The following is a 21,518-nucleotide window of genomic DNA, read 5'->3' as shown; positions in this document are numbered from 1 at the left end:
CTTCTCGTCCATCGGTTTGACATCCTTCCAAGGCATGGCTCTCTCCAGCAATGAAGATAGCCATAGGGTAAAAAACTGTTACCCATGTGCTTGAATTAATGTGTTACCGATCAGAGTAAACCGTACCGGGTCGCCTTTTTGGCCTACCTTTTTGGCGAAGCAAAAAGGTAGGTGGCCCGCCGGGGCCAGTCCCGGCTAGTCCCAACGGAGTGACTACAGAACCGGGCCACCGAAGAACGAACGCTCACCACTTCACGTCAAGCGCGCAGCATGATGCCGCACATGATCGTCAATGAAGGTAGAAATGAAGTAATACCCATGATCGTAACCCGCATGCCGCCGCAGCGATAACGGCTGCCCAACCGCCTCGCAAGCCGCCTCGAAGAGATGCGGATGCAACTGCCTCGCAAGGAATTGATCGTTCAATCCCTGATCGATGAGAATGCCATCCGCAAAAGGAGCGGCCTTCTGTGCGCGCATCAGTTCGCTGGCATCGTATCCACGCCACGCGGTCTCATCCTCCCCGAGATACTCCCGAAAAGCCTTGCGCCCCCAAGGACATTGGGTAGCCGCCGCAATCGGCGCTAGCGCCGAGACAGACCTGAACATGCCCGGATGCCGCAATGCCAGCACCAGCGCCCCGTGTCCGCCCATCGAATGCCCCATCAACCCGACACGGCCAAGGTCGAGATTGAAAAGCCCCGCAACAAGCGGCAGCAACTCACCCGTGATGTAACTCTCCATCCGGTAGTGCGCCGACCACGGTGCCTGCGTCGCATCAAGATAGAAACCCGCACCCACACCAAAATCCCAGTCATCCGTCTCCCCGGGAATATTTGCCCCACGAGGACTGGTATCCGGCGCAATCAGGATCAGCCCTTCACGTGCGGCGCAGCGTTGCGCCCCGGCCTTGATCATGAAGGTTTCTTCGGTACAGGTAAGACCTGCGAGGAAAAACACCGCCGGACACTGCTTGCCTTCCTCCGCTTGAGGCGGCAGGTAAACGGAAAAGCGCATCGGCAAGCCAATGGCCTCGGACATATGCTTGTAGAACCGCTGCCGGCCGCCAAAGCAGCCGTGCTCGCTCACGATTTCATGCGCGGTCATTCGTACATTACCACCGAGCGGATGGATTCACCGCGCTTCATCAGGTCAAAACCGTCGTTGATCTGCGCGAGCGTCAGCTTGTGCGTGATGAGGTCATCGATATTGATCTTGCCCTCCATGTACCAGTCGACGATCCTGGGCACGTCGGTGCGGCCGCGCGCCCCGCCGAACGCCGACCCCTTCCAGACCCGGCCGGTAACGAGCTGGAAGGGACGCGTGCTGATTTCAGCGCCCGCTTCGGCGACGCCGATGATGATCGACTGGCCCCATCCCTTGTGGCAGCACTCGAGCGCCTGCCGCATCACCTGCGTGCTGCCGATGCATTCGAACGAATAATCGGCACCGCCGCCGGTCAGCTGGACGATGTGGTCGACGACATTGTCGACTTCCTTCGGATTGATGAAATGCGTCATGCCGAACTTGCGCGCCATCGCCTCCCGCGCGGGATTGAGGTCGACGCCGATGATCTTGTCCGCGCCGACCATCCGCGCGCCCTGGATGACGTTGAGGCCGATGCCGCCGAGACCGAAGACGACGACGTTGGCGCCGGCCTCCACCTTGGCCGTGAACACCACCGCGCCGATGCCGGTGGTCACGCCGCAGCCGATGTAGCAGATCTTGTCGAAGGGCGCGTCCTCGCGTACCTTGGCCACCGCAATTTCCGGCACCACGATGTAGTTGGAAAACGTCGACGTGCCCATGTAGTGGAGGATGGGTTTGCCATCGATGGAAAAGCGCGACGTCGCATCGGGCATCAGGCCCCTGCCCTGTGTCGACCGGATGGCCTGGCACAGGTTGGTCTTGCGCGACAGGCAGAACTTGCACTGGCGGCATTCCGGTGTGTACAGGGGGATCACATGGTCGCCGACGGCGAGGCTGTTGACGCCCGCGCCGGTCTCGACCACGACGCCCGCGCCTTCGTGGCCGAGGATGGCCGGGAACAGGCCTTCGGGGTCGGCGCCCGACAGCGTGTAGTAATCGGTATGGCAGATGCCGGTCGCCTTGACCTCGATCAGCACTTCACCCGCGCGCGGGCCTTCAAGGTCGACCTCTTCGATCGTCAGCGGGCTTCCGGATTTCCATGCGACGGCAGCTCTGGTCTTCATGCGTTCCCTCCCTGGAATGTGCCGGGCACAGGACCGCACCCGCGATTTTTCTCAGATTAGCAGCCGGGAAGACTAGTACAAGGTATAGAACACCAGCCGCCCTTGCGCCGCGTCGAAGTACAAGGCATGCCAGGGAATGGACACCAGCGCTTCATTGCGCTTGCGTGCCAGCACCACATAACGCAGCTGGTGCGTCATGATGTCCACCATCAAGTGGTCGACGGTGCCGATCCGCTCTCCATGTGCCGTCACGACCGGGCACCCATAGAGCAAATCGGCGGTGCTGGAATCGCTGGCGGACAAGCGTGCAAAACGCGGCGGTCCCGCCTTCAACCGGTTGGCCCGCGTACGGCTTCCGCCGAGGGTTCGTTGCATGTCGAATCCGCCTATGCTTGCGGCGAGGACCAGCTCACGCGGCGCGAGCCCGCCGCGCCAAGTGCGCCGCCGCCAATGCCGATGGCCAACGCCAGTGCCACGGCAAGGAAAACCACCCATGCGGCCGTTCCTGCGCGCTGCACCGCGTTCTCGCTGGTCTGCCTGCCTTGCGACGATGCCGACTGCGGCGAGCCGGTGATGATCAGAGCCTGGTCGACGATCGCCGACGCGCGCGTCTGGTCGACGCCGAGCTTGCTGACCAGCAGCTGTATCGCCGGCTCGCGCTGGCCCGCCTGCAGGTGTTGCTGGAATTGCTGCATCGATGCCTGGTCGAGCCTGGCGCCCTGCGATTGCATGACGGCGGCCACGGGCGACCCGCCGCCCTGCATGCCCGCCTGTGCCAACTGGCTCATGTTGTTGAACACGCCACCGACCAGCGAAGTGCCCACCGATGTCGCCAGCACGGCGAAGATAATGGTCGTCACTGCCCAGGACACGGCGCCGTGCAAAATGCCATCCGCCTTGCGCTTGAGTCCGGACATGCGCGCCGCCACATAGCCGCCGACAAAGGCCGCAACCAGCATACTGACGCCAGCCCACACAAGCGGTCCCGTCCCCACGCCCTCGCCCTGCGTTACCTCGGTCGTGGACAGGCCGGTTGCGATGCCCAGCAAGGTCAGCGCAAGCTGTATCGATATGCCCACGGCAACGCCGGCGAGGATGGCGCCCCAGCGTATCGCCGGAAAAGCCTGCCGGCGCATGTTGTAACTGACGGCCTCGTCTTGCCGCAGTGTCGCACTGCGGGCGGATTGCGTTTCATTGATCGCCATATTGTTTACTCCTGTCACCATCCATTCGATGGAACGGGGCCCTCGCCGTTCTGTGCCTGGTTTAGACGAAACGCAACATCCATGCCCGGGCTTGGAAATGCGCGGTGACACACCGTGCAGAAAATGCATGCGTAAAGATTGCAAACGGCCGGGTAAAAAATCCGGTCATGCGGCGGACTGGACTTCTTCGACCGTATCCATTGCCGACTTCATGCGCCGGAGAAACTCACGTCGCACGCGCCATTGCTTCGCCGGCAGGACCTTGATCCGGCAACGCAATCCCACCGCAGCGTCCTCCACTTTCTCCACGCCGCCCATGTCGACATCATCGAGAATGAGCGAGCCGATGGCAGGATCGGCGCGCATGTCGCGCACCACCTCCTCCATCTGGCGAAATACGCGGTTCAGGTCTTCCTTGCGCGGCACGTTGAGATCCACGACCGCAAAGGCATAGTCCCGGCTGCGATTGGTGACGACGGTAATCATGCTGTTGGGAATGAAATGCACGCTGCCGTCGTAGTCGCGGATACGGATGTGGCGCAGCGTGACGCGCTCGACATAGCCGCTCTTTCCGGCAGCCTCGATGTTGTCCCCCTCACTCACCTGGCCTTCGATCAGCAGGAACAGGCCGGTGAAGAAATCCTTGACCAGGCTTTGCGCGCCAAAGCCGATGGCAATACCTGCCACGCCGGCGGTGGCCAGGATGGGCGCGATCGAGATCCCAACCGTGCCGAGAATGGCCATGATGGCGACGCCGACGATCACGATGTTGGCCGTGTAGCGGAAGACGTTCATCAAGGTTTCGATGCGGCGCGAATCGCGGTACTCGTCGGTGCGGCTGATGATGTGGGTCTTGAGGACGCGCAACACACGCCGAATCATCCACAGTGATGCCCATGCAAGCACCAGGATGACCAGGATGCGCAGCCACGGCCACGCGCCTTCCAGCAAATTCCTCCACTCGTGGGCGTTCAAGTTTCTTTCTCCAGAAAAGCGAAGTGCAGGCATGCCTGCCTGCACTTCACATCGTCCGAAACTGTTGATGAAATCAGTGGCTAGCGGAAGCGTTCCACGATGACGCCGTTATCAAGGCGCACCCTGTCCCCCACCTGCACGCCCGGCGCCACTTCCTGCGCGAGCGTCTGCACCGAACCGTTGTCCATGCGCACCGCGACGCGGTAGACCTGTCCGGAGTTGCCGGCGTTCTGTTCCATCTGGCGACCTACCAGTCCGCCGCCGACTGCGCCGGCTACCGTCGCCGCCTTGCGTCCGGTGCCGCTGCCGACCTGGTTGCCCAACACGCCACCCACGACCGCGCCGGCCACGGTGCCGAGGCCGATACCGGCCGCCTGTTCGCGCGGGATGACGTCGATTGCCTGCACCACACCGTAGCCGGTTGTGCTGCTGGTTGTCGTGGTGGGAATGGTGCTGGCGGACGTCGTGGTCGCCGGATAGGATCCGACGGACGAAGTCTGGTTCGGCGAGCTGCCGCAGGCAGCGAGTGCGATCACCGATGCACCAATGGCAGTGAGCTTGATTTTGTCAGTCCACATATTCATCTCCTTATTCGATTGACGTTGTTCTTCCCGCGCCTGTCGCCATCCGGAAAGAGAGCGAACGAGCACAGCTCCGCCCGGCAAGGGATGCAGTTCCCGTGCCAGATCTCTTTGCATTGCTCCGGGGAAGTGAACGCGACCGGTGGCGTATTTGCTGGAAGGGGCCGACGCAGTTTTTACATGCGCCTGTATTTGTTACTTGCCTGCTCTGCACGTTTTGTCTGCGCCACATCAAACGCTGCAGGAAAAGAACAGGCGATGCCAATAAATCAACGACTAGGTACATGGTTTGCTTGGTGGGCAACGCAGCACGCCCACCATTCGAAGAAACAAGACAATCATGCGAAAAATTGCTCTTATCAGCGAACATGCATCTCCCCTGGCCCTAATCGGCAGCACCGACAGCGGCGGACAGAACGTGTATGTCGCTCAGCTCGCCAAGCAACTGGCGCGCCTCGGCTACCTTGTCGACATTTTTACCCGGCGCGACTCCGAATTCCAGGAACAGGTCGTTGACTGGGTTCCCGGCGTGCGGGTGGTCCATGTGCCAGCCGGTCCTGCACACTATGTGCCGAAGGAAGCAATGCTGCCGTTCATGGAGCAATTCGGTCGTTTCGTGATCCGCTTTGCGCGGCGGCAAAAACTGCCCTACGACCTGATGCACGCCAACTTTTTCATGTCGGGGATGGTGGCGCGGCAAGTGAGGAAGTCGCTAGGCATTCCCTTCGTCATGACATTCCACGCCTTGGGACGCGTACGTCGACTGAATCAGAAGGAAGCGGACGCCTTCCCGGATATCCGTTTCGCCATTGAAGAGCGCCTGATGCAGGAAGCGGATCGCATCATCGCGGAATGCCCGCAAGACCAGGCGGACATGGAACAGTTGTACGACGCGCCGACGGAGCGCATCGATATCGTGCCGTGCGGATTCGATCCCGACGAATTCTGGCCGGTGACACTGGACGCGCGCCAGCAGCTCGGGCTCGGCCAGGACGAATTCATCGTGCTGCAGCTGGGACGCATGGTGCCGCGCAAGGGTGTCGACAACGTGATCCGCGCCATCGCCATCCTCAAGCATCAGTACCAGGTCCGTGCGCGCCTGCTCGTGGTCGGCGGCAATGCGGAACAGCCGGACCCGATCGCTACACCCGAGCTCGGCCGACTGATGGCGCTTGCGCAGGCGTTGAACGTGGAAGACGCGGTCACCTTCACCGGCCAGCGCCGGCGCGAGCAGCTTCGCTATTACTACAGTGCGGCCAATGTCTTCGTGACGACACCTTGGTACGAGCCCTTCGGCATCACCCCGGTGGAAGCCATGGCATGCGGCACGCCTGTCGTCGGCACCGCCGTCGGCGGCATCAAGACCACGGTTGTCGACGGCGAAACCGGCTGCCTGGTTCCGCCTAACGATCCCGAGGCGCTGGCGGAAAAGCTCGCCTGGCTTCAGCGTCACCCCCATATCGCGCAGCGCATGGGGTGGGCTGGCATGCGGCGCGCCTACCAGCACTTCACCTGGCGCAACGTCGCCACCCATGTCGCAGCAGTGTACGAAAGCGTGCTCGAACCGGCCACCAGCTTCGCGATGCAACCGCTGGCGGCATCCGGAGAGATGAGCTTGCGCAGCTGACCTGCGCGACGCTGCGAATTTCTGCCGCGAATGCCGTTTTTGTCAAGGAAGACGGCACGTGCCGGGCCTACGCTGGCGATAACTGTTGAAAACCTACGGAGAAGGAATTGAACAAGACAAGCGTATCGAGCTATGTACCAAACCCGGCGGAAGCCGAGCTGTTTTCCGGCAAGACCATCCTTGTCACCGGCGGCGCCAGCGGTCTCGGCGCGGCGCTGTGCCATGTACTGTCGAGCTGCGGCGCCAACATCGTGGTCGGCGACCTGAACCTGGACAAGGCGCAGACCGTCGCCTCGCTGCTTGATACGTCCGCGGGCAAGACGCATGCGATCGGTTTCAATGTCGGCGATCCGGTGGCTGCGGAGCGGGCCATCGATGACACGGTGAGCCGCTTCGGCCGCATCGATGTCCTGCTCAACAATGCCGGCACGGATGTGACACAGTCCATCGACGAGCTGTCCTATGGCGACTGGGACCGCGTGATCCGCACCAACCTCTACGGGCCCTTCCTGCTGTCGAAGTACGCGGCGCGGCACATGAAGGAAGGCGGGCATATTGTGAACATCGCCTCCACCGCGGCCAAGCGCGCCTGGCCCAACGCATCCGCCTACCATGCCAGCAAGTGGGGCCTGCTCGGCCTGTCGCATGCGCTGCACGCTGAACTGCGTCCCAAGAAGATCAAGGTGACGGCGGTGCTCGCCGGCGGCATGCGCACGCCCTTCCTGCTCGACCGCTTCCCGGAAATCGACACCGCCACGCTGCAGGATCCGGTGAATGTCGCCGTCGCCGTGAAGTCGGTACTGCTGCTTCCGGAACAGACAGTGATCCCCGAGATCATGGTGCTGCCAATGCAGGAGACGTCCTGGCCCTGATGGAATGCCGGATCAAGTCATGCGCGCAATTTTCCTCGACAAGGACGGCACGCTGGTCGAAAACGTGCCTTACAACGTCAACCCGGCGCTGATCGAGTTGACCTGGCACGCCGGCCAGGGGCTGCAGCTGTTCAGGCAGCTGGGCTACGCACTCTTCGTGATCACCAACCAGCCGGGTGTCGCCAAGGGATTGTTCACGGAGGCCGCGCTCGGCCCCGTGGAGCACCGCCTCGCTGAGAGGCTGGCACAGTACGGCGTGCTGCTGGACGGCTTCTACTACTGTCCGCACAGTCCCGAGGGCGTGGTCAGTCGCTATGCGATTCCCTGCACCTGCCGCAAGCCGATGCCGGGCATGCTGCTGCGTGCCGCCTATGAGCACGGGGTCGATCTTGCGCAGTCCTGGATGATCGGCGACATCCTGCACGACGTCGAAGCCGGGCGCCGCGCAGGATGCAGGACCGTACTGATCGACAACGGCAACGAGACCGAATGGAAACTGTCGTCCCTGCGCACGCCGCACCTGACCGCACCCGACCTCTACGCCGCCGCGCAAATGATTGCCGAGGCTGAAGCCGTCCATCCCGGCAGCATCAGCGGGATGGCTGGCTCATGATCGTCGGAGCCTGGCAGGACGTAAAACGCATCCTCTGCATCCGCCTTGATTACATGGGCGACGTGCTGATGACCACGCCGGCGCTACGGGCGCTGAAGCAATCGATTCCCGGCTGCCATATCACGCTGCTGACCTCACATAGCGGCGAGGCCGTTTCGCGCTTTATCCCCGACATCGACGACGTCATCACCTACGCCGCGCCCTGGATGAAAAGCAGTGCCGGGATCGATCCCCAGGCGGACGCAGACATGATCGGCATGTTGGCGCGGTGCCGCTTCGACGCTGCCGTCATTTTCACGGTGTACAGCCAGACCCCCCTGCCGGCTGCAATGCTCTGCTACCTGGCGGGCGTCCCGCTGCGCCTCGCCCATTGCCGCGAGAATCCCTACCGCCTGCTGACCGATTGGGTGCGCGAAACCGAACCGCAGGAACGCGTGCGCCACGAGGTACGCCGCCAGCTCGACCTGGTTGAGACCATTGGCGCGGAGGCGGACGATGAAAGGATGTCCCTTCGCATTCCGTCGGCGTCGACCGCGTGGATCATCGACCGGCTGCGATCGGCCGGCGTCAATGCGTCCGAAACGTGGATCGCCATGCATCCCGGCGCCACAGCCGCATCCCGCCGTTACCCGCCCCAGCATTGGCGAGAAGTCGCACGCACCTTGCGTGCCTCCCTCGATTGCCCGCTGGTCTTTACCGGAAGCGCGGACGAGGCGCCGCTCATCGACGAAATCCGGACCGGTCTGTCCGGCACGCTCTCGCTGGCCGGCCAGCTCGACCTCGGCCAGCTGGCGGCGCTGATTGCCCTGGCACCAGTACTCGTGTCCAACAATACCGGGCCGGCGCATATCGCCGCCGCCGTGGGCACGCCGGTGGTCGACCTGTATGCGCTCACCAACCCCCAGCATACGCCCTGGAAAGTTGCGAGCCGGGTACTGTTCCGCGACGTGCCCTGCCGGTACTGCTACAAAAGCGTCTGCCCCCACGGCCACAACCTTTGCCTGAGCGGCGTCCGTCCGGCCCAGGTGGTTCAGGCGACGATCGAGCTGCTGCACGGCCACGCCCCCGGGGAAGAAACCGCGATGCCTCCGCTGCACGCCTGAACCTTTCCCGAAAATTTCCCGCTGCAATTTTTACATCGACAGGAAAAAACGGAAGGCGCACAAATGGCGCCGGATAACGTGCAGATCCACGATGTTGGCGTTTTTCGACACGGCGCGCGGGTTTAACGAAGGATTCTCACGAAAGGCGGCCGGACGCCGCGCCCGCCGCGTCATGGCACAGAGCTTGCGATTCATGCGGGTACGCTCACCCGAGGACGTGTCATCCATTGATCTGGAATTGATGACGCGTCCTAGTTTTTCGCCACCCAAGAGGTAGCCAACCAAAGGAGTCCGACATGCCCCGTAACGCGCCTTCCAAGAGCAGCAGCAAAACCGCATCGCGTCGTCCATCGTCGAAGGGATCGGAAGATGATGCACTGCATATTCTTGCCGACGATCACAAGAAAGTGATCGAACTGTTCGACGAGTTTGAACGGATGAAGGAAGACGAAGAAACTGATGAAGAAGCGAAGCAGATCCTCGTCGAGACCGCTTGCGCCGAACTGACCATCCACGCCCAGGTGGAAGAGGAAATCTTCTACCCCGCCGCCCGCGACGCAATCGATGATATGGACCTGCTCGACGAAGCGGAAGTCGAACATGCATCCGCCAAGCAGCTGATCACCGAACTGGCCGCCATGCAGCCAGGCGACGACTTGTACGACGCCAAGTTCACGGTGCTCGGCGAGTATGTGAAGCACCACATCGAGGAGGAAGAAAAGGAGCTCTTCCCGAAGATCAAGAAGGCAGACCTCGACCTGGAAGAACTGGGACAGGAAATCAGCGAGCGCAAGCTCGAGCTGCGCGAGGAACTCGGTGTCCCGTCCGACGACGAGGACGACGAGGATCCGGATGGATCCACGTCGAAGCGGCGCGTCCACTAAAACCCCCGCCGGGATCGCCGCCGGCGGCGTCCCGGCGCCTCATCCAATGAAGAAAGGCGATTCGTGAACTTGCCCGACACGGAACTGCATCCACCGCATGCAAGATCGACCCACGCCGTGGATATCCTGGCATTCGTCGAAGCCCAGGAAATCCCCTCGGATTATTTCGAGACACCCTATTACCTCGCGCCCGCGCCCGGCGGCGAGAAAGTCTATGCGCTGCTGCGCGAGACGTTGCGGCACTCGGGAAAGATCGGCATCGCTTATGTCGTGATCCAGTCGCGCCAGCACCTGGCGGCGGTCGTCCCGCAAGGCCAGTCGCTGGTCCTCAACACCCTGCGCTGGTCGCACGAATACGAGTCGGCGACATCCCGCAGGCTGCAGGAAGAGTCATTCGATCTCGCAACCGCCCAACAGATGGCGATGCTTGCCCCGACCATGCATGCGGGGGATTACCAGAACATATTCAGGCCGGCCGGCACGGACCTGGAGGAGAAAAAAATGAAAGCAAAGAAAAGCGAGCGCATCATCGTCGAAGAACTCGAAGGCTTGCTGGATGAAGATGAGCTGATCGACGATGATTATCTCGCCAGTATCCTGGGCCGCAGGATGCATCCGTCCAGTGGCCATGCCTTGCGCCAGGCGCAGTCGCCACGGCGCTACAAGCGTGTGTTTGCGCGCCGCCGTCGGGGCTAGCGGGATAGCAAGAGACTTTTAACGAAGGAGCGAATCTACTCGGGAATGCGGGTGAATGTCTGAACCGATCCCTTGCCTTTTCCACGTCGTTCCCGCGAAGGCGGGAACCCATAGTGAGGTGATCGATGCAAACTCAGCATGGATTCCCGCCTTCGCGGGTACGACAAGAGGTTGAGGCGTAAGCGCCCGACATCCTGAAACCATCTGCACGCCTGCTCAGTGCCCCTTCCCCCGCGGCATATTGCGAATCATCTGCCGCAAACCCGGCGGCAATGCCTCTTCCTCGATCGTGTCGAACGGGTGCCGGTGGTCCATCGCATTGACGAGCGACGGCGATGCTGTGGCGGACGGTCTCGACAGTGTCTTCCCGGTACTGCTCCCGGAAAAGCTGCGCGAGAAAACGATCTGCAGATTGCTCCACTCATCGTAGTCCGTCAGCACCGTCCTGCCGAATCCGCCCAACGGATTGATGTTCTTCCCGAACGTCCCGGTGGTCCACACGCCATTGTTGTCCCAGTCGGCATAAGCGCCGCCGGCGCTGCCCCGTCCGATGTTCAACGATTCCGACAGGCGCGCCTCATCGAGCGGCGCCCCGCGCCCGTCCGAATAGCTCATCAGGAAGGCATCGCTGCAGGGCGAGTTCTCGACCAGGCCGCAGTAGGTGATGCCCTTGAGGCCATTGGCCAGATAGTAGCGGTCGGCCGCGTGGGCGCTGTCCGGCGTCGCGCTCAAGCCCGCGAACTGGTACATGTAGTTCATCACGCTGTAGTGGTTGGGCTTGTAATTGACGTCCTCGTTGCCGCCGTGACGCAGGCCCAGGTTATGGCCGAACTCATGCATCAGCGTGCTGGCCTGCATGTTGACCAGCATATTCACGGCCACGTCGGTATCGGTCGGGAAGCCGTAGCCGCCGAGCGCGATGATCAGATCATTGCCCGACATTTCCGAAATGCCGGACGGGCCCGCGCTGCCGTCGGTGTTAAGCGAGTTGGCGAACAGCGCATAGTGGAACAGCAGCCTGCGCCGGATATCCATGTAGCGATTCTTGTACGCCACGAAGGACGAACAACCGGCCCGCGCCCCCGCGCCTTCCGCCGAGGTGTCGAGCTCGATGCAGGGCGAGAACGGCACGCTGTTGCCGCCGCCGAGATTGAAGGCCGCCGGATCGAAGTTCGCCGCATGCAGGCCGCCCGCATCGATGTGCATGGCGATGCCCTTGTCGGCAAACGCCTTTTCCATCTTCTGCAAGGCCTCGCGCCGTGGCCGGGTTGCCACGTCGTCGCCATCCATGTAATCGATTTCCAGGAAAATGTCGCGTCGGCCGGGGCGCGCGCCCATCGCATGGAGGTCCAGTCCGGCGTACGTGCCGCCGGCCACCTTGGCGCTGTCCGGAATGCCGTCGCGGTCCGAGTCGATCACCTTGGGTGCAATGTCGTTCATGCCGGCAGGCGTGGCGAAGTTGACCAGCGACCAGTCCGCCGCGGTATCGGTATCGGCCATGCCGCGCGCAGCAAGGCGTACGATGGACTTGCCGTGTTCCTCCGGTCCGGAGGGCAAGGCCGGGACGCTTGCACCGCTCCAGGCGTTGCCGGACGAGGGCTCGGCGGTCGATGTGCCGAAGCGGACAAAGTCCGTCGTCGCGCCGTCGCGCACCAGCTCCACCGAGCCGTTGGCATTCCAGAACGGACGCGCCGTGCTGTTCCTCACATAGACCATCTGCGCCGAATCCTCCAATCCATCCGAGGTCCTGCTGCCAATGACAAGGAAGGCGCCCGGTGCCAGCGTGACGTCGGGAAGGGCGAACTCCGCCGGCGCAAGACTGCTGACGCCGGTCGCCGAATCGATGGAGGAGCTGCGCAGGACGAAGCGTGACAACAGCAACGGCTGCATTGACGTATTGACCACTTCCAGCCAGACAATGTCATTGCTGTAATAGCCCGTCGCGACTTCCGAAATGAGCAGGCTGCCGTTCTCGCTTGTCACCGGCGCATAGGCCGGCGTCGACGTCGCACCGATAGGGAAGGACGGTGCCAGGGGCAGCGATGTGGCGCCCGTGTCGACGACACCGGACGAAGCGCCAAGGTTGCTGACGTCGCCCCCGCCTCCGCCGCATGACGAGATGGCAACGGTAACCACGATACCCGCCGCGACATGCTTCCACTGCAGGGCGCGCAATGCGCTTCGATTTCCATTCATGTTGTTATCCGGAATGATGAGTCATTCCTGAAGACAACATGGCGTGCGGAAAGTTTTATCCTGCGGAAATAAAAAAGCCGGTCGATAACAGACCGGCAATACCGCTTCCGTCCAACTCTGGCTAACTGCTGTTCTTGATGATGCTGATCTGTCCGTCGGACTCGATATAGGCCTCCTTCACATCATCGATCGACTCGATGCCGGCCTGGCGCAATTTGCTCCACAGCTCTTCATCCGTAATGAGCTCGCGCCGCATGTTGCGGGCAAGGACGCGGCCTTTCCAGACGAGGCGGATCGGCGCCGGTTCTGCAAAGCGCCGGAAAAGGGGAAAGCGGAAACTCATCCAGTCCAGCAGGACGTTCCACGCAATCAGGGTCGCCACCAGCACCATCCCGTCCGTGATGCTCGTGTACTCGCCCGACATCCCGTTCTGTGCCGCGTCCGCGACGATGACCAGGACCAGCACATCGGCGATACCGACCGCGCCGATATCGCGTCGTATGACGAAGCGGAATACAACAAACAGGAACCAGTACATGGCCGATCCGCGGACGATGATTTCCGCCAGCGGCAAGCTGAGGCTGAACATCTCTTCCCAATCGACCGATAACAAGTGTTCCATTCGTTGGCGCCAGAAAGTTTATTGATTTACCTCCGCTCCGTTTGCGTCCAGCCAGGCCCCGGCATCGACGGCCAATGCGACTTGTCGAAGCCGGGCGAGTGCTCCAGGCGCTCGCGTGCGATATCGAGGACGAAACATCGCCGCTCCGCATCCAGGGTCAGCGCGTCCCACGGAATGGCGAAAAGCTTGTTGCCGATGCCCAGCACGCCGCCGAACGAAAGGACGGCATAGGCGACGTGACCACTGCGCACGTCGATCATGATGTCCTGGATTTCGCCCAGGCTCTCGTCGCTCAGGTTGACGACCGTGCACCCCTCCAGCGTATCCACGGCCATGACGTCGGGCCCGGGACCGGATAGATCAGGTTTCTCGCCAATGATGTTCGCCATGGCGCTTCTCCTAACGTCCGCTGTTGCCCGCGCCTGCAGGAGCGGCTGTGGCGCTTCCGGACGAGATGCTCCTGTCGGCGGCAGGACCGCGTCCGACCATGCGGCTCCAGTAGCGGTCGATTTCGGCATTCCATTTCCTGTCGGTCATGTCCGGCCACCTCGCCTTGTCAAACCCGGGCGCCTGGCTGATCGTCTCGCGATCTGCATGCAGGATGTAATAGTTACCATCGTCGCTCGGCTGCAATGCCTGCCAGGGAATCGCGTGGAATTTTTTACCGACGCCCATCACCCCGCCGAAATTGACGACCGCGTACGCCACTTCCCCGCGCCCGCCATCGAGGATGAGGTCCTTGATCTGGCCGATCTTCCGGTCTTTCGCGTCGCGCACGGTGGTGCCGATGATCCGCGAGCCGCGATAGAGCGTGTGTTGTTGCGGCGTCGCCGTCGGCGTGGCGGCGGCGGCGCCGGTGGGAGGCGCTGGTTGCGCATGGACGTGGGAAGCCATCGCGAGGACGATGGCCAAGGCGATGGCAGGCGCTTTTTTCATGCAGTCCCTCTTGCTCTGCGGTGTCGTTCATTGGGAACGAGCAAGGGGCATGCCAATATGCACAGGCGCTACTCGGCGGCTACGGCGCGCTGCTTCTCCACCCACCTCACGGTTTCAGCCGCCTTCTTGCCAGCGATGAAGGCATGGTCGGAGTTGTAGTACTCCCATTCGCTGTAGCGTCCGGCAAGAATGATGTCGTGCTTGGCGAGCCAGGACTTGATGGTCTCGACATTGCGCGCACGGGCATGGTCATACACGACGTAGGCGTACGGCATGTCGATCTCGTTGGCGGCAATGACCTTGTCGTCTTCGCGGAACATGCCGACCTTGATGCAATCCTGGATGCAACGGTCGATCAGCGCCTGGCCGCTCACTGGCAACGGCTTCCATGTCGGCGAGTAGGTGATCTCGCAGGTGATGCCGAAGCCGCCTGGAGGATTGCACTCGGGGCTCGCATTTCCCTGCACGAAGATGCGATGGAAGATGGTGTCTTCCGGGTAGTAGATCCAGTGCTTGTCGGTGATGTTCTCGCGCGCCACGCCGAGATTCACGCAGCGCACGGAGATATGCTTGAGTCCGCTTGCGGCCTCCCTCACCTCTTCCGGCGCTTCGTCACCGATGATCCTGACCAGTTCGGGCAGCGGCATGGTGCTGATCAGGTTGTCATACTGGTAGCGGCGCCCATCGCGTAGCGTAATCGTGCGCTGGCGCGGAGAAATATGCGCCACATCGGCATTGAGTTCGATGGTGCCCTTGATGTGTGGGACAAATCCGGAGACCAGCGCCTGGAATCCGCCCCGCAACGGATAGCCGAAGCGCGCGTTCGGCCCCATCGGCTTGCCGACGGGCTGCAGCGCGCCATCGATGATTTCCTCGAGGTCCGGCAGCGGCACGCGTCCGCCGAGCCAGGAAGTTTCCATCTCCGTCAGCGGCACCGCCCACAGCTTGCGGTTGTACGGAATGGCGAAATGTTTCGCGATCCCCGCTCCCCAAACCTGGTAGATGAACTCCTCGAAGTTGGCCGGACCGCGCTTTTCCAGCGACGCCACTTTCGCCCCCGGCAGCGCGACGCCGCCATCCGCGCAGCAATCGTTTGCGCGCGCGGGCGTCGGCGCTGTCTTGCCGGCGCTGCCGAAACGCGCCTCGATCGCACCCATGATGCATTCCTTGATCACGTCGGGCGGCAGGCCGTAGAGCGCGCCCTGGAACGGGTAACGGGTGTGGACGTTCTTGCTGTACACCCAGGCTTCGCGATTCTGCCAGTGGACGTTCGACCCGAGCAGGAGCTCATACAGCTCCAGCACATAGGGGTCGTTGGAGAACATGATGTGGCCCGCATGGTCGAAGGTAAAACCGTTGTCCTTGATCGAGCGGCACCATCCGCCCACCATCGAATGCTTTTCCAGGAGGACGGCGTCATGGCCGAGGTGGTAAGCGGCCGACAGCCCGGTCGGGCCGGCGCCGATGATTGCCGTCTTCACAAAGCGCGGCGTCTCGTGCTGCCGGACGAGATTGATGCTGGCTGCAGGATCGGACTTTTCAGTGGCGGTCTCGCTGGGCGTCAGTGCGCGGCGCGGCGTGGATGCAAGGAGCGCCCACATCTTTTCGACGGTCGTGTCCCATGAGGTCGCGGCCAGCACCTTGCGCATTTTGCCGACCTTTTCCGCGTGCTCCTGCGGCGTCGCCAGCAGCGCCGCCTCGCAGGCCGCGATGAACGACTGCGCATCCGGCGCGATTGAGACGATGTCGCGATAGATGTCGGCGACGTCCGCAACCGGCGTGCTCACGATGGGCAATTCCGCCGCCATGTATTCCAGCGTCTTGGTCGGGCTGATGAAGCGCGTCGATTCGTTGAGGGCGAACGGCAGCAGGCAAACATCCCAGCCCGCCAGGAAGTGAGGCAAGGCCTGGTAAGGCTGCTGTCCGAGGTAATGGATGTTGTCCCGGCGAGGCAAACTTGCCGGGTCGATCTTGACCACCGGGCCAACCAGCACGATCTGCCACTGCCCATGCGCGTCGGCCAGGCGAGCGATCAGCTCCGTATCGAGCCGCTCATCGATGACGCCGTAATAGCCGAGGCGCGGCCCGGGGATGTCCTTGTGCGCGGGATGGGAGTTGGCACGATCCAGCGACTGCACGAAATGCTCGGCGTCGACGCTGCTTGGAAAGCAGTGCACGCTTGGATGCCGTTCGCGCTTGGCGCGGTACAGGCTGGGGCCTCCAGTGAAGACCAGGTCTGCCACCTTCAGCAAGGCGCTTTCCCGCTGCAGCAACTGCTTCGGCGCATTCTTGAAGGAAGAGAGCTCGTCCATGCAGTCATAAACAACGAGACGCGGATGCAATTCCTGCAGCAAAGGCAGCGCCATGGGCGTGTAGAACCAGGCGATGTGGTCATCGTAATCGCGGACCACCTGACGCATCAGCTTCTGCAGATGCGGCAAGTGGTCATCATGGAAGCCGTGCTGGCTCACCGGCGTATGCGGCTGGCAGACGAGAATGCCTGGCGCTGGCGAGTAAGTGTGAAGGAAGGTCCGTTCCTCATCGTGCACCGGCTCTTCGACAAAAACGATGGGATGGCGTGCGGCAAGGCGGGTCATCAAATGCTGAGGCCGCTGGAAGACAAAATCCCAACGCAGATGCGAAAACACAATGATTGCTGAAGCCATTCTATCTCCTCGCCTATACGGCATCTAAGGTAATCAAAAATGCGATTGCGGACGCAATTCCTGTGCCGACGCTTGTACACGGCATCGCCGACGCATTTGTTCATCCGACTATACGAAGCAAGCTGTTGCGCGACGCTGACGCGGCGCAATCACGGTGTGCCCCTGTCCCATGACGCCGATCAATCCCCTCTCCCATGGTCAGCAAGTTCGCGCCGGTACGCTTCCTGCTTGTACGACTCTTTGCCGCCGACGAAGGGCGCCTGCAGCGCGCGACATGCCGTTCACCAGCGGAAAGTTGCAGAAGTTGCTGCCGTTTTCACACATGTAAAAATGGCAAACCGGTGTAATCGTTACCCACGCGCGGCGTCCTGCATGTTCAACCATGGACCGAAGAGAGACGACAATGACCAAGATCCGTAAAGCAGTATTTCCCGTCGCAGGTTTGGGCACCCGTTTCCTGCCCGTTACGAAAGCATCGCCGAAAGAAATGCTGCCGATTGTGGACAAGCCGCTGATCCAGTACGCCGTCGAAGAAGCCGCGGCAGCGGGCATTACCGAAATGATTTTCGTGACGGGACGCGGCAAGCGTTCCATTGAAGACCACTTCGACAAGGCCTACGAACTGGAATCCGAGCTGGCTTCGCATGGCAAGGTCAAGCTGCTGAAAGAGATACAAAGCCTGTTGCCGGACAACCTGCACTATTCCTACGTGCGCCAGAGCGAGGCCCTCGGCCTCGGACATGCCGTGCTGTGTGCGCGGCCGCTGGTCGGCAACGAACCCTTCGCCGTCGTATTGGCGGATGACCTGATCGATGCCGATGTGCCTGTCCTTCAGCAGATGATCGACCTGCATGGCCAGCATGCGAGCTCGGTCGTCGGCGTGCAGAATGTGCCGCTCGACCAGACGCAGCAGTACGGCATCGTGCGACCGCAATCGATGGGCGTACGCATCCATCGGGTCGGTGACATCGTCGAAAAGCCCGCGCCCGAGAACGCCCCCTCCACCCTGGGTGTGGTGGGACGCTATGTCTTCACGCCGGAAATCTTCGACTATCTCGAGCGTGTCACGCCCGGCACCGGCGGGGAGATCCAGTTGACCGACGCCATTGCCGCTATGCTCGCGGCGCATCCCGTCCTCGCCTATGAGTTCAAGGGACGCCGCTATGACTGCGGCTCAAAGATCGGGTATCTGGAAGCGGTTGTCGTACACGCGCTGCGGCATCCGGCGGTGGCCGAGGAGTTCAGCAGCTTCCTCTCCACGCTGAAGCTTGACGGCGTCAAGCAGAACGTCGGCAACCTCAGCGCATGACACACGGAGCGGCGCGGTCGGCATCACACAATCAGGCACGATGTTTCCATGCTTTTGTCGTATATCAAATGTCACCAGCGCCGTTCCTGCGTTTGCCGAAACGAAAGTGGATACGTCGGACATAAAATCCAGACAGCGGACACTGGCGCGCGCACGCCGCCGGTCCGCACTTTTTCGCGGTACATGGTAAGCAAGGAATCCGGTACGAGGAGTTGGTTTCATCATGTCGGTATCGAACCACCAGGTATGGCCCATACGGGGAAAAGACCATTTATCAACGTCCATGGCCCCGAACACGCGGCTTGATGCAATGCCTATCATCTCGACAAACGACAGTGCCACTCCGGATGAAGAACGCTATCTCCACCTTGTCGAACGCTGCACCGACGGCGTTCTTCTTGTGCGCGACGGACGGGTCGCCGGCGCCAACCGCGCGGCGGCCCGCCTCCTTGGCTATTCCGCCCCGGATCCACTCACCGGTTTAGCCATCAACGACCTGCTGCCGGCCGTCGATGCGCGCGGAAATTGTCCCGCCACGTTTGAACAATCCTTGACGCTGCCGGATGGCAGTCACCTGCACGCCGAGATCACGCTGTCGCCCTATCTCGATCCCGATGCGCCGGACAGCATGCTGGTCGTCGTGCGCGACGCCGGCGCGCGCAAGAGCATCACCGCCGCGCTGCTCCAGCAGGACCAGTATCTGCGCCTGATCACGGACAACGTGCCCGTCATGATTTCCTATGTCGGCACCGACGAGCGCTACCGTTTCGTCAACGCGACCTATGAGCGCTGGTTCGGCCGTTCTCGGGAAGAAATCATCGGAAGGCGTGTCGACGAAGTCGTTGGCGAAGATTACGAGAAGGTCAAGCCCTACGTGAGACGCGCGCTGAATGGGGAGCAGGTGTCCTACGAAGTCCCGATCACGAACAAGCTCGGCCGGCGTCACGTATCCGTCACCTATACACCCGACTTCGACGAGAGCAATACCATAAGCGGCTTCTCGGCCATGATCATGGACATCACCGAGCGCCGGGAAGCGGAGCACGAATCACGCAAACAGGAACGGCAGCTGCGCCTGATGGCGGATGCGCTGCCGGTGCTGCTTGCAAAATGCGATCGCGAATACCGCATCGTCTTTGTGAACAAGACCTTCGCCGACCGCCACGCCGTCGCGCCGCCCGCGGCCATCGGGAGGCTGCTGTCGGAGGTCATGGGTGATGAAACCTTCGCCGCCATCCGGCAGTACATCGACGCGGCGCTTGAGGGACAGCCGCAGGAACATGAGATCAATCTGCCCGAACCGGGCCGTTCCGAGCGCACGCTGCACATGATGTACGTGCCCGACCTGGACGGCCAGGGCAAGGTGCGCGGCCTGGTCATCGCCATCACGGATACCACCCGGTTGCGCGTCACCGAGGAACAATTGCAGCGCAGGGAAAGGGAATTCAAGACACTGGTCGAAAATTCACCGGACATCATTTCGCGCATCGACCGCAACATGCGCCACCTCTACGCGAACCCGGCGATCGAGCGCCTGACCGGACTGAAGGCCCCGGCAGTGCTGGGCAAGACCAAGGCCGAGCTGGGCATGCCCCGCAGCGTCGTGCGCGCATGGGACGATGCCGCCACCGCCGCCTTCACCACCGGCGTCGACCAGCGCCTCGACTTCGATCACATCATCGACGGACAGATGCGCTATTTTTCCGGCCGCGTGATCCCGGAGATCGACCGCTACGGAAACATCGAGTCCGTAGTCGGCATCGCCTACGATGTCACCGAGCGCGCAAGGATGGAGAAGGAACGCGACGAGCTTCTCGCCCGGGAACGGACCGCGCGCATCCAGGCGGAAACCGCGGCGCGGGCCCGGGACGAATTCCTGGCCATCGTCTCGCACGAATTGCGTGCGCCGCTGAACGGCATCCAGAGTTGGGCGCACGTGCTCGAGAACTATGTCAAGGATGCGACCTCCGCGCCGTTGGCCCAGCGTGCGCTGCAAGGAATCAAGACTGGCGTCGGGCAGCAGGTGCGCCTGATCGAAGACCTGCTCGACGTCACGCGTATGATGAGCGGCAAACTGCGCCTGGTGAAACAACCCCTTGCGCTGTTGCCGGCGCTGCAGACCGCGGTGGAGAGCGTGCGTGCCCTTGCGGCGGCGAAGCGCATCAGCATCACCTGCACGTATCGCATCACCAGTGAACAGGTGGAAGGCGACGCCGACCGCGTCCAGCAGATTTTCTGGAACCTGCTTTCCAATGCCATCAAGTTCACGCAGGAAGAAGGCAATGTCTGGCTGACCGCGTCTTGCAGCGACAGGGACATCCTGGTCTCCATTCGCGACGATGGCGTCGGCATCTCGCCGGACTTCCTTCCGCACCTGTTCAACCGTTTCAGCCAGGAAGACACGTCGAGCACGCGCGACCACAGCGGGCTCGGCCTTGGCCTGTTCCTGGTCCGCCATCTGATTGAACTGCATGGCGGCCGGGTCAAGGCCGAAAGCGCGGGCGAAGGCAAGGGCTGCACGTTTTCCGTGACGTTCCCGCTGCGCGCGCGCGAGGACAAGTACCTCACCATCGGTCCTTCCGATGTCGGCAGCACCGGCGTGCCGCTGCCCTCACTGGAGGGCCTCAAGATCCTCCTTGTGGATGACCAGGAGGAAGCACGTGAATCCCTCACCATGGTGCTGACCGGCGCCGGGGCGAACGTCGTCGCCGCGGCCTCGTCATCCGATGCGGTGGCCCTCCTGGATGCATGCCAGACGGACGATTTGCCGGACGTCCTGGTGAGCGACATCGCCATGCCTGGCGAGGACGGTTACTCGGCCCTGCGACGCCTGCGCAACTGGAAGGCGCGCGACGGCAGTACGCCGCTGCACCGCATGCCCGCGCTGGCGCTGACCGCCTTCGCACAGCGAGAGGACCGGATCCGCGCACTGACCGCCGGCTTCCAGATGCATGTCACGAAGCCGGTCGCACCGGAGGAACTGATTGTGGTGATCGATACGATGGTGACCCGGGAGTGAG

Annotated in this window: 20 protein-coding genes; 8 read left to right on the top strand and 12 right to left on the bottom strand. The window is 62.0% G+C overall.

Translation table 11 applies throughout. The annotated features are described in order from the left end of the window. Positions 1–252: 252 nt before the first annotated feature. The 6 genes from fghA to ACNOHI_RS21275 all read right to left on the bottom strand — a co-directional run bounded on the left by fghA (position 253) and on the right by ACNOHI_RS21275 (position 4,971). Positions 253–1,107, bottom strand: a complete 855-nt coding sequence (fghA, locus tag ACNOHI_RS21300; protein WP_420476715.1) for an S-formylglutathione hydrolase — start codon at positions 1,105–1,107, stop codon at positions 253–255. Then, positions 1,104–2,213, bottom strand: coding sequence for an S-(hydroxymethyl)glutathione dehydrogenase/class III alcohol dehydrogenase (locus ACNOHI_RS21295; protein WP_420476714.1), 1,110 nt, complete (start codon positions 2,211–2,213; stop codon positions 1,104–1,106). The genes fghA and ACNOHI_RS21295 overlap by 4 nt, the downstream gene beginning before the upstream one ends. A 72-nt stretch (positions 2,214–2,285) precedes the next feature. Then, entirely contained in the window at positions 2,286–2,588 is a 303-nt protein-coding gene (locus ACNOHI_RS21290) for a PRC-barrel domain-containing protein (protein WP_420476713.1), read from the bottom strand. A gap of 11 nt (positions 2,589–2,599) precedes the next feature. Further along, positions 2,600–3,418: a hypothetical protein gene (locus ACNOHI_RS21285; RefSeq protein ID WP_420476712.1), complete on the bottom strand. Its 819-nt coding sequence runs from the start codon at positions 3,416–3,418 to the stop codon at positions 2,600–2,602. 165 nt (positions 3,419–3,583) lie between these two features. Beyond that, positions 3,584–4,393, bottom strand: a complete 810-nt coding sequence (locus ACNOHI_RS21280; protein ID WP_420476711.1) for a mechanosensitive ion channel family protein — start codon at positions 4,391–4,393, stop codon at positions 3,584–3,586. Positions 4,394–4,473: 80 nt separating this feature from the next. Continuing rightward, positions 4,474–4,971, bottom strand: a complete 498-nt coding sequence (locus ACNOHI_RS21275) for a glycine zipper 2TM domain-containing protein (protein ID WP_420476710.1) — start codon at positions 4,969–4,971, stop codon at positions 4,474–4,476. Between the two features lie 343 nt (positions 4,972–5,314). Between ACNOHI_RS21275 and ACNOHI_RS21270 the strand changes: the two genes are divergently transcribed. The 4 genes from ACNOHI_RS21270 (at position 5,315) to waaF (ending at position 9,189) form a co-directional block, all read left to right on the top strand. Beyond that, complete coding sequence (locus tag ACNOHI_RS21270) at positions 5,315–6,601, top strand: glycosyltransferase family 4 protein (RefSeq protein ID WP_420476709.1); 1,287 nt, start codon at positions 5,315–5,317, stop codon at positions 6,599–6,601. A gap of 107 nt (positions 6,602–6,708) precedes the next feature. Next, on the top strand, positions 6,709–7,473 hold the full coding sequence (locus ACNOHI_RS21265) for an SDR family oxidoreductase (RefSeq protein WP_420476708.1): 765 nt from the start codon (positions 6,709–6,711) through the stop codon (positions 7,471–7,473). Between the two features lie 19 nt (positions 7,474–7,492). Next, positions 7,493–8,086, top strand: a complete 594-nt coding sequence (locus tag ACNOHI_RS21260; protein WP_420476707.1) for a D-glycero-alpha-D-manno-heptose-1,7-bisphosphate 7-phosphatase — start codon at positions 7,493–7,495, stop codon at positions 8,084–8,086. Next, positions 8,083–9,189 carry a lipopolysaccharide heptosyltransferase II gene (waaF, locus tag ACNOHI_RS21255; RefSeq protein ID WP_420476706.1) on the top strand — a complete coding sequence of 369 codons (1,107 nt, stop codon included), beginning with the start codon at positions 8,083–8,085 and terminating at the stop codon, positions 9,187–9,189. Before ACNOHI_RS21260 ends, waaF begins: the two co-directional genes overlap by 4 nt. Positions 9,190–9,219: 30 nt before the next feature. On the opposite strand, the gene ACNOHI_RS21250 is transcribed toward waaF, so the two are convergent. Continuing rightward, positions 9,220–9,384 carry a hypothetical protein gene (locus tag ACNOHI_RS21250; protein ID WP_420476705.1) on the bottom strand — a complete coding sequence of 55 codons (165 nt, stop codon included), beginning with the start codon at positions 9,382–9,384 and terminating at the stop codon, positions 9,220–9,222. A 101-nt stretch (positions 9,385–9,485) separates the two neighbouring features. Between ACNOHI_RS21250 and ACNOHI_RS21245 the strand changes: the two genes are divergently transcribed. Then, positions 9,486–10,073, top strand: a complete 588-nt coding sequence (locus ACNOHI_RS21245; protein WP_420476704.1) for a hemerythrin domain-containing protein — start codon at positions 9,486–9,488, stop codon at positions 10,071–10,073. A 63-nt stretch (positions 10,074–10,136) separates the two neighbouring features. Further along, on the top strand, positions 10,137–10,769 hold the full coding sequence (locus ACNOHI_RS21240) for a Ku protein (protein WP_420476703.1): 633 nt from the start codon (positions 10,137–10,139) through the stop codon (positions 10,767–10,769). A 216-nt stretch (positions 10,770–10,985) separates the two neighbouring features. On the opposite strand, the gene ACNOHI_RS21235 is transcribed toward ACNOHI_RS21240, so the two are convergent. The 5 genes from ACNOHI_RS21235 to ACNOHI_RS21215 form a co-directional block, all read right to left on the bottom strand. Continuing rightward, complete coding sequence (locus ACNOHI_RS21235) at positions 10,986–12,965, bottom strand: hypothetical protein (RefSeq protein WP_420476702.1); 1,980 nt, start codon at positions 12,963–12,965, stop codon at positions 10,986–10,988. A gap of 121 nt (positions 12,966–13,086) precedes the next feature. Next, the gene (locus ACNOHI_RS21230) at positions 13,087–13,587 is read right to left on the bottom strand and encodes a DUF421 domain-containing protein (protein ID WP_420476701.1); all 501 of its coding nucleotides are present in this window, start codon (positions 13,585–13,587) and stop codon (positions 13,087–13,089) included. Positions 13,588–13,613: 26 nt separating this feature from the next. Continuing rightward, a complete protein-coding gene (locus ACNOHI_RS21225) occupies positions 13,614–13,976 on the bottom strand; it encodes a PRC-barrel domain-containing protein (RefSeq protein ID WP_420476700.1) in 363 nt (120 codons plus the stop codon). A 10-nt stretch (positions 13,977–13,986) separates the two neighbouring features. Beyond that, complete coding sequence (locus tag ACNOHI_RS21220; RefSeq protein ID WP_420476699.1) at positions 13,987–14,523, bottom strand: PRC-barrel domain-containing protein; 537 nt, start codon at positions 14,521–14,523, stop codon at positions 13,987–13,989. A gap of 68 nt (positions 14,524–14,591) precedes the next feature. Further along, positions 14,592–17,189 (bottom strand): FAD-dependent oxidoreductase, encoded by a 2,598-nt coding sequence (locus ACNOHI_RS21215; protein ID WP_420476698.1) that lies wholly within the window; start codon positions 17,187–17,189, stop codon positions 14,592–14,594. A 403-nt stretch (positions 17,190–17,592) separates the two neighbouring features. On the opposite strand from ACNOHI_RS21215, the gene galU reads away from it, so the two are divergent. Beyond that, positions 17,593–18,498, top strand: coding sequence for a UTP--glucose-1-phosphate uridylyltransferase GalU (gene galU, locus ACNOHI_RS21210; protein ID WP_420476697.1), 906 nt, complete (start codon positions 17,593–17,595; stop codon positions 18,496–18,498). A 310-nt stretch (positions 18,499–18,808) separates the two neighbouring features. Further along, entirely contained in the window at positions 18,809–21,517 is a 2,709-nt protein-coding gene (locus ACNOHI_RS21205) for a PAS domain-containing protein (protein ID WP_420476696.1), read from the top strand. The last annotated feature ends 1 nt before the right edge of the window (position 21,518 follow it).

The organism is Noviherbaspirillum sp. ST9, from assembly GCF_048799745.1.
Classification (GTDB): domain Bacteria; phylum Pseudomonadota; class Gammaproteobacteria; order Burkholderiales; family Burkholderiaceae_D; genus Noviherbaspirillum.
The sequence above is the reverse complement of the archived record's forward strand: the minus strand, read 5'-3'. Positions and strand labels throughout refer to the sequence as shown.

Bases quoted from the DNA above. Each gene is read 5' to 3' on its own strand.
- fghA (WP_420476715.1), bottom strand. From the start codon at position 1,107: ATGACCGCGCATGAAATCGTGAGCGAGCACGGCTGCTTTGGCGGCCGG.
- ACNOHI_RS21295 (WP_420476714.1), bottom strand. From the start codon at position 2,213: ATGAAGACCAGAGCTGCCGTCGCATGGAAATCCGGAAGCCCGCTGACG.
- ACNOHI_RS21290 (WP_420476713.1), bottom strand. From the start codon at position 2,588: ATGCAACGAACCCTCGGCGGAAGCCGTACGCGGGCCAACCGGTTGAAG.
- ACNOHI_RS21285 (WP_420476712.1), bottom strand. From the start codon at position 3,418: ATGGCGATCAATGAAACGCAATCCGCCCGCAGTGCGACACTGCGGCAA.
- ACNOHI_RS21275 (WP_420476710.1), bottom strand. From the start codon at position 4,971: ATGTGGACTGACAAAATCAAGCTCACTGCCATTGGTGCATCGGTGATC.
- ACNOHI_RS21270 (WP_420476709.1), top strand. From the start codon at position 5,315: ATGCGAAAAATTGCTCTTATCAGCGAACATGCATCTCCCCTGGCCCTA.
- ACNOHI_RS21260 (WP_420476707.1), top strand. From the start codon at position 7,493: ATGCGCGCAATTTTCCTCGACAAGGACGGCACGCTGGTCGAAAACGTG.
- waaF (WP_420476706.1), top strand. From the start codon at position 8,083: ATGATCGTCGGAGCCTGGCAGGACGTAAAACGCATCCTCTGCATCCGC.
- ACNOHI_RS21250 (WP_420476705.1), bottom strand. From the start codon at position 9,384: ATGAATCGCAAGCTCTGTGCCATGACGCGGCGGGCGCGGCGTCCGGCC.
- ACNOHI_RS21245 (WP_420476704.1), top strand. From the start codon at position 9,486: ATGCCCCGTAACGCGCCTTCCAAGAGCAGCAGCAAAACCGCATCGCGT.
- ACNOHI_RS21235 (WP_420476702.1), bottom strand. From the start codon at position 12,965: ATGAATGGAAATCGAAGCGCATTGCGCGCCCTGCAGTGGAAGCATGTC.
- ACNOHI_RS21230 (WP_420476701.1), bottom strand. From the start codon at position 13,587: ATGGAACACTTGTTATCGGTCGATTGGGAAGAGATGTTCAGCCTCAGC.
- ACNOHI_RS21225 (WP_420476700.1), bottom strand. From the start codon at position 13,976: ATGGCGAACATCATTGGCGAGAAACCTGATCTATCCGGTCCCGGGCCC.
- ACNOHI_RS21220 (WP_420476699.1), bottom strand. From the start codon at position 14,523: ATGAAAAAAGCGCCTGCCATCGCCTTGGCCATCGTCCTCGCGATGGCT.
- ACNOHI_RS21215 (WP_420476698.1), bottom strand. From the start codon at position 17,189: ATGGCTTCAGCAATCATTGTGTTTTCGCATCTGCGTTGGGATTTTGTC.
- galU (WP_420476697.1), top strand. From the start codon at position 17,593: ATGACCAAGATCCGTAAAGCAGTATTTCCCGTCGCAGGTTTGGGCACC.
- ACNOHI_RS21205 (WP_420476696.1), top strand. From the start codon at position 18,809: ATGCCTATCATCTCGACAAACGACAGTGCCACTCCGGATGAAGAACGC.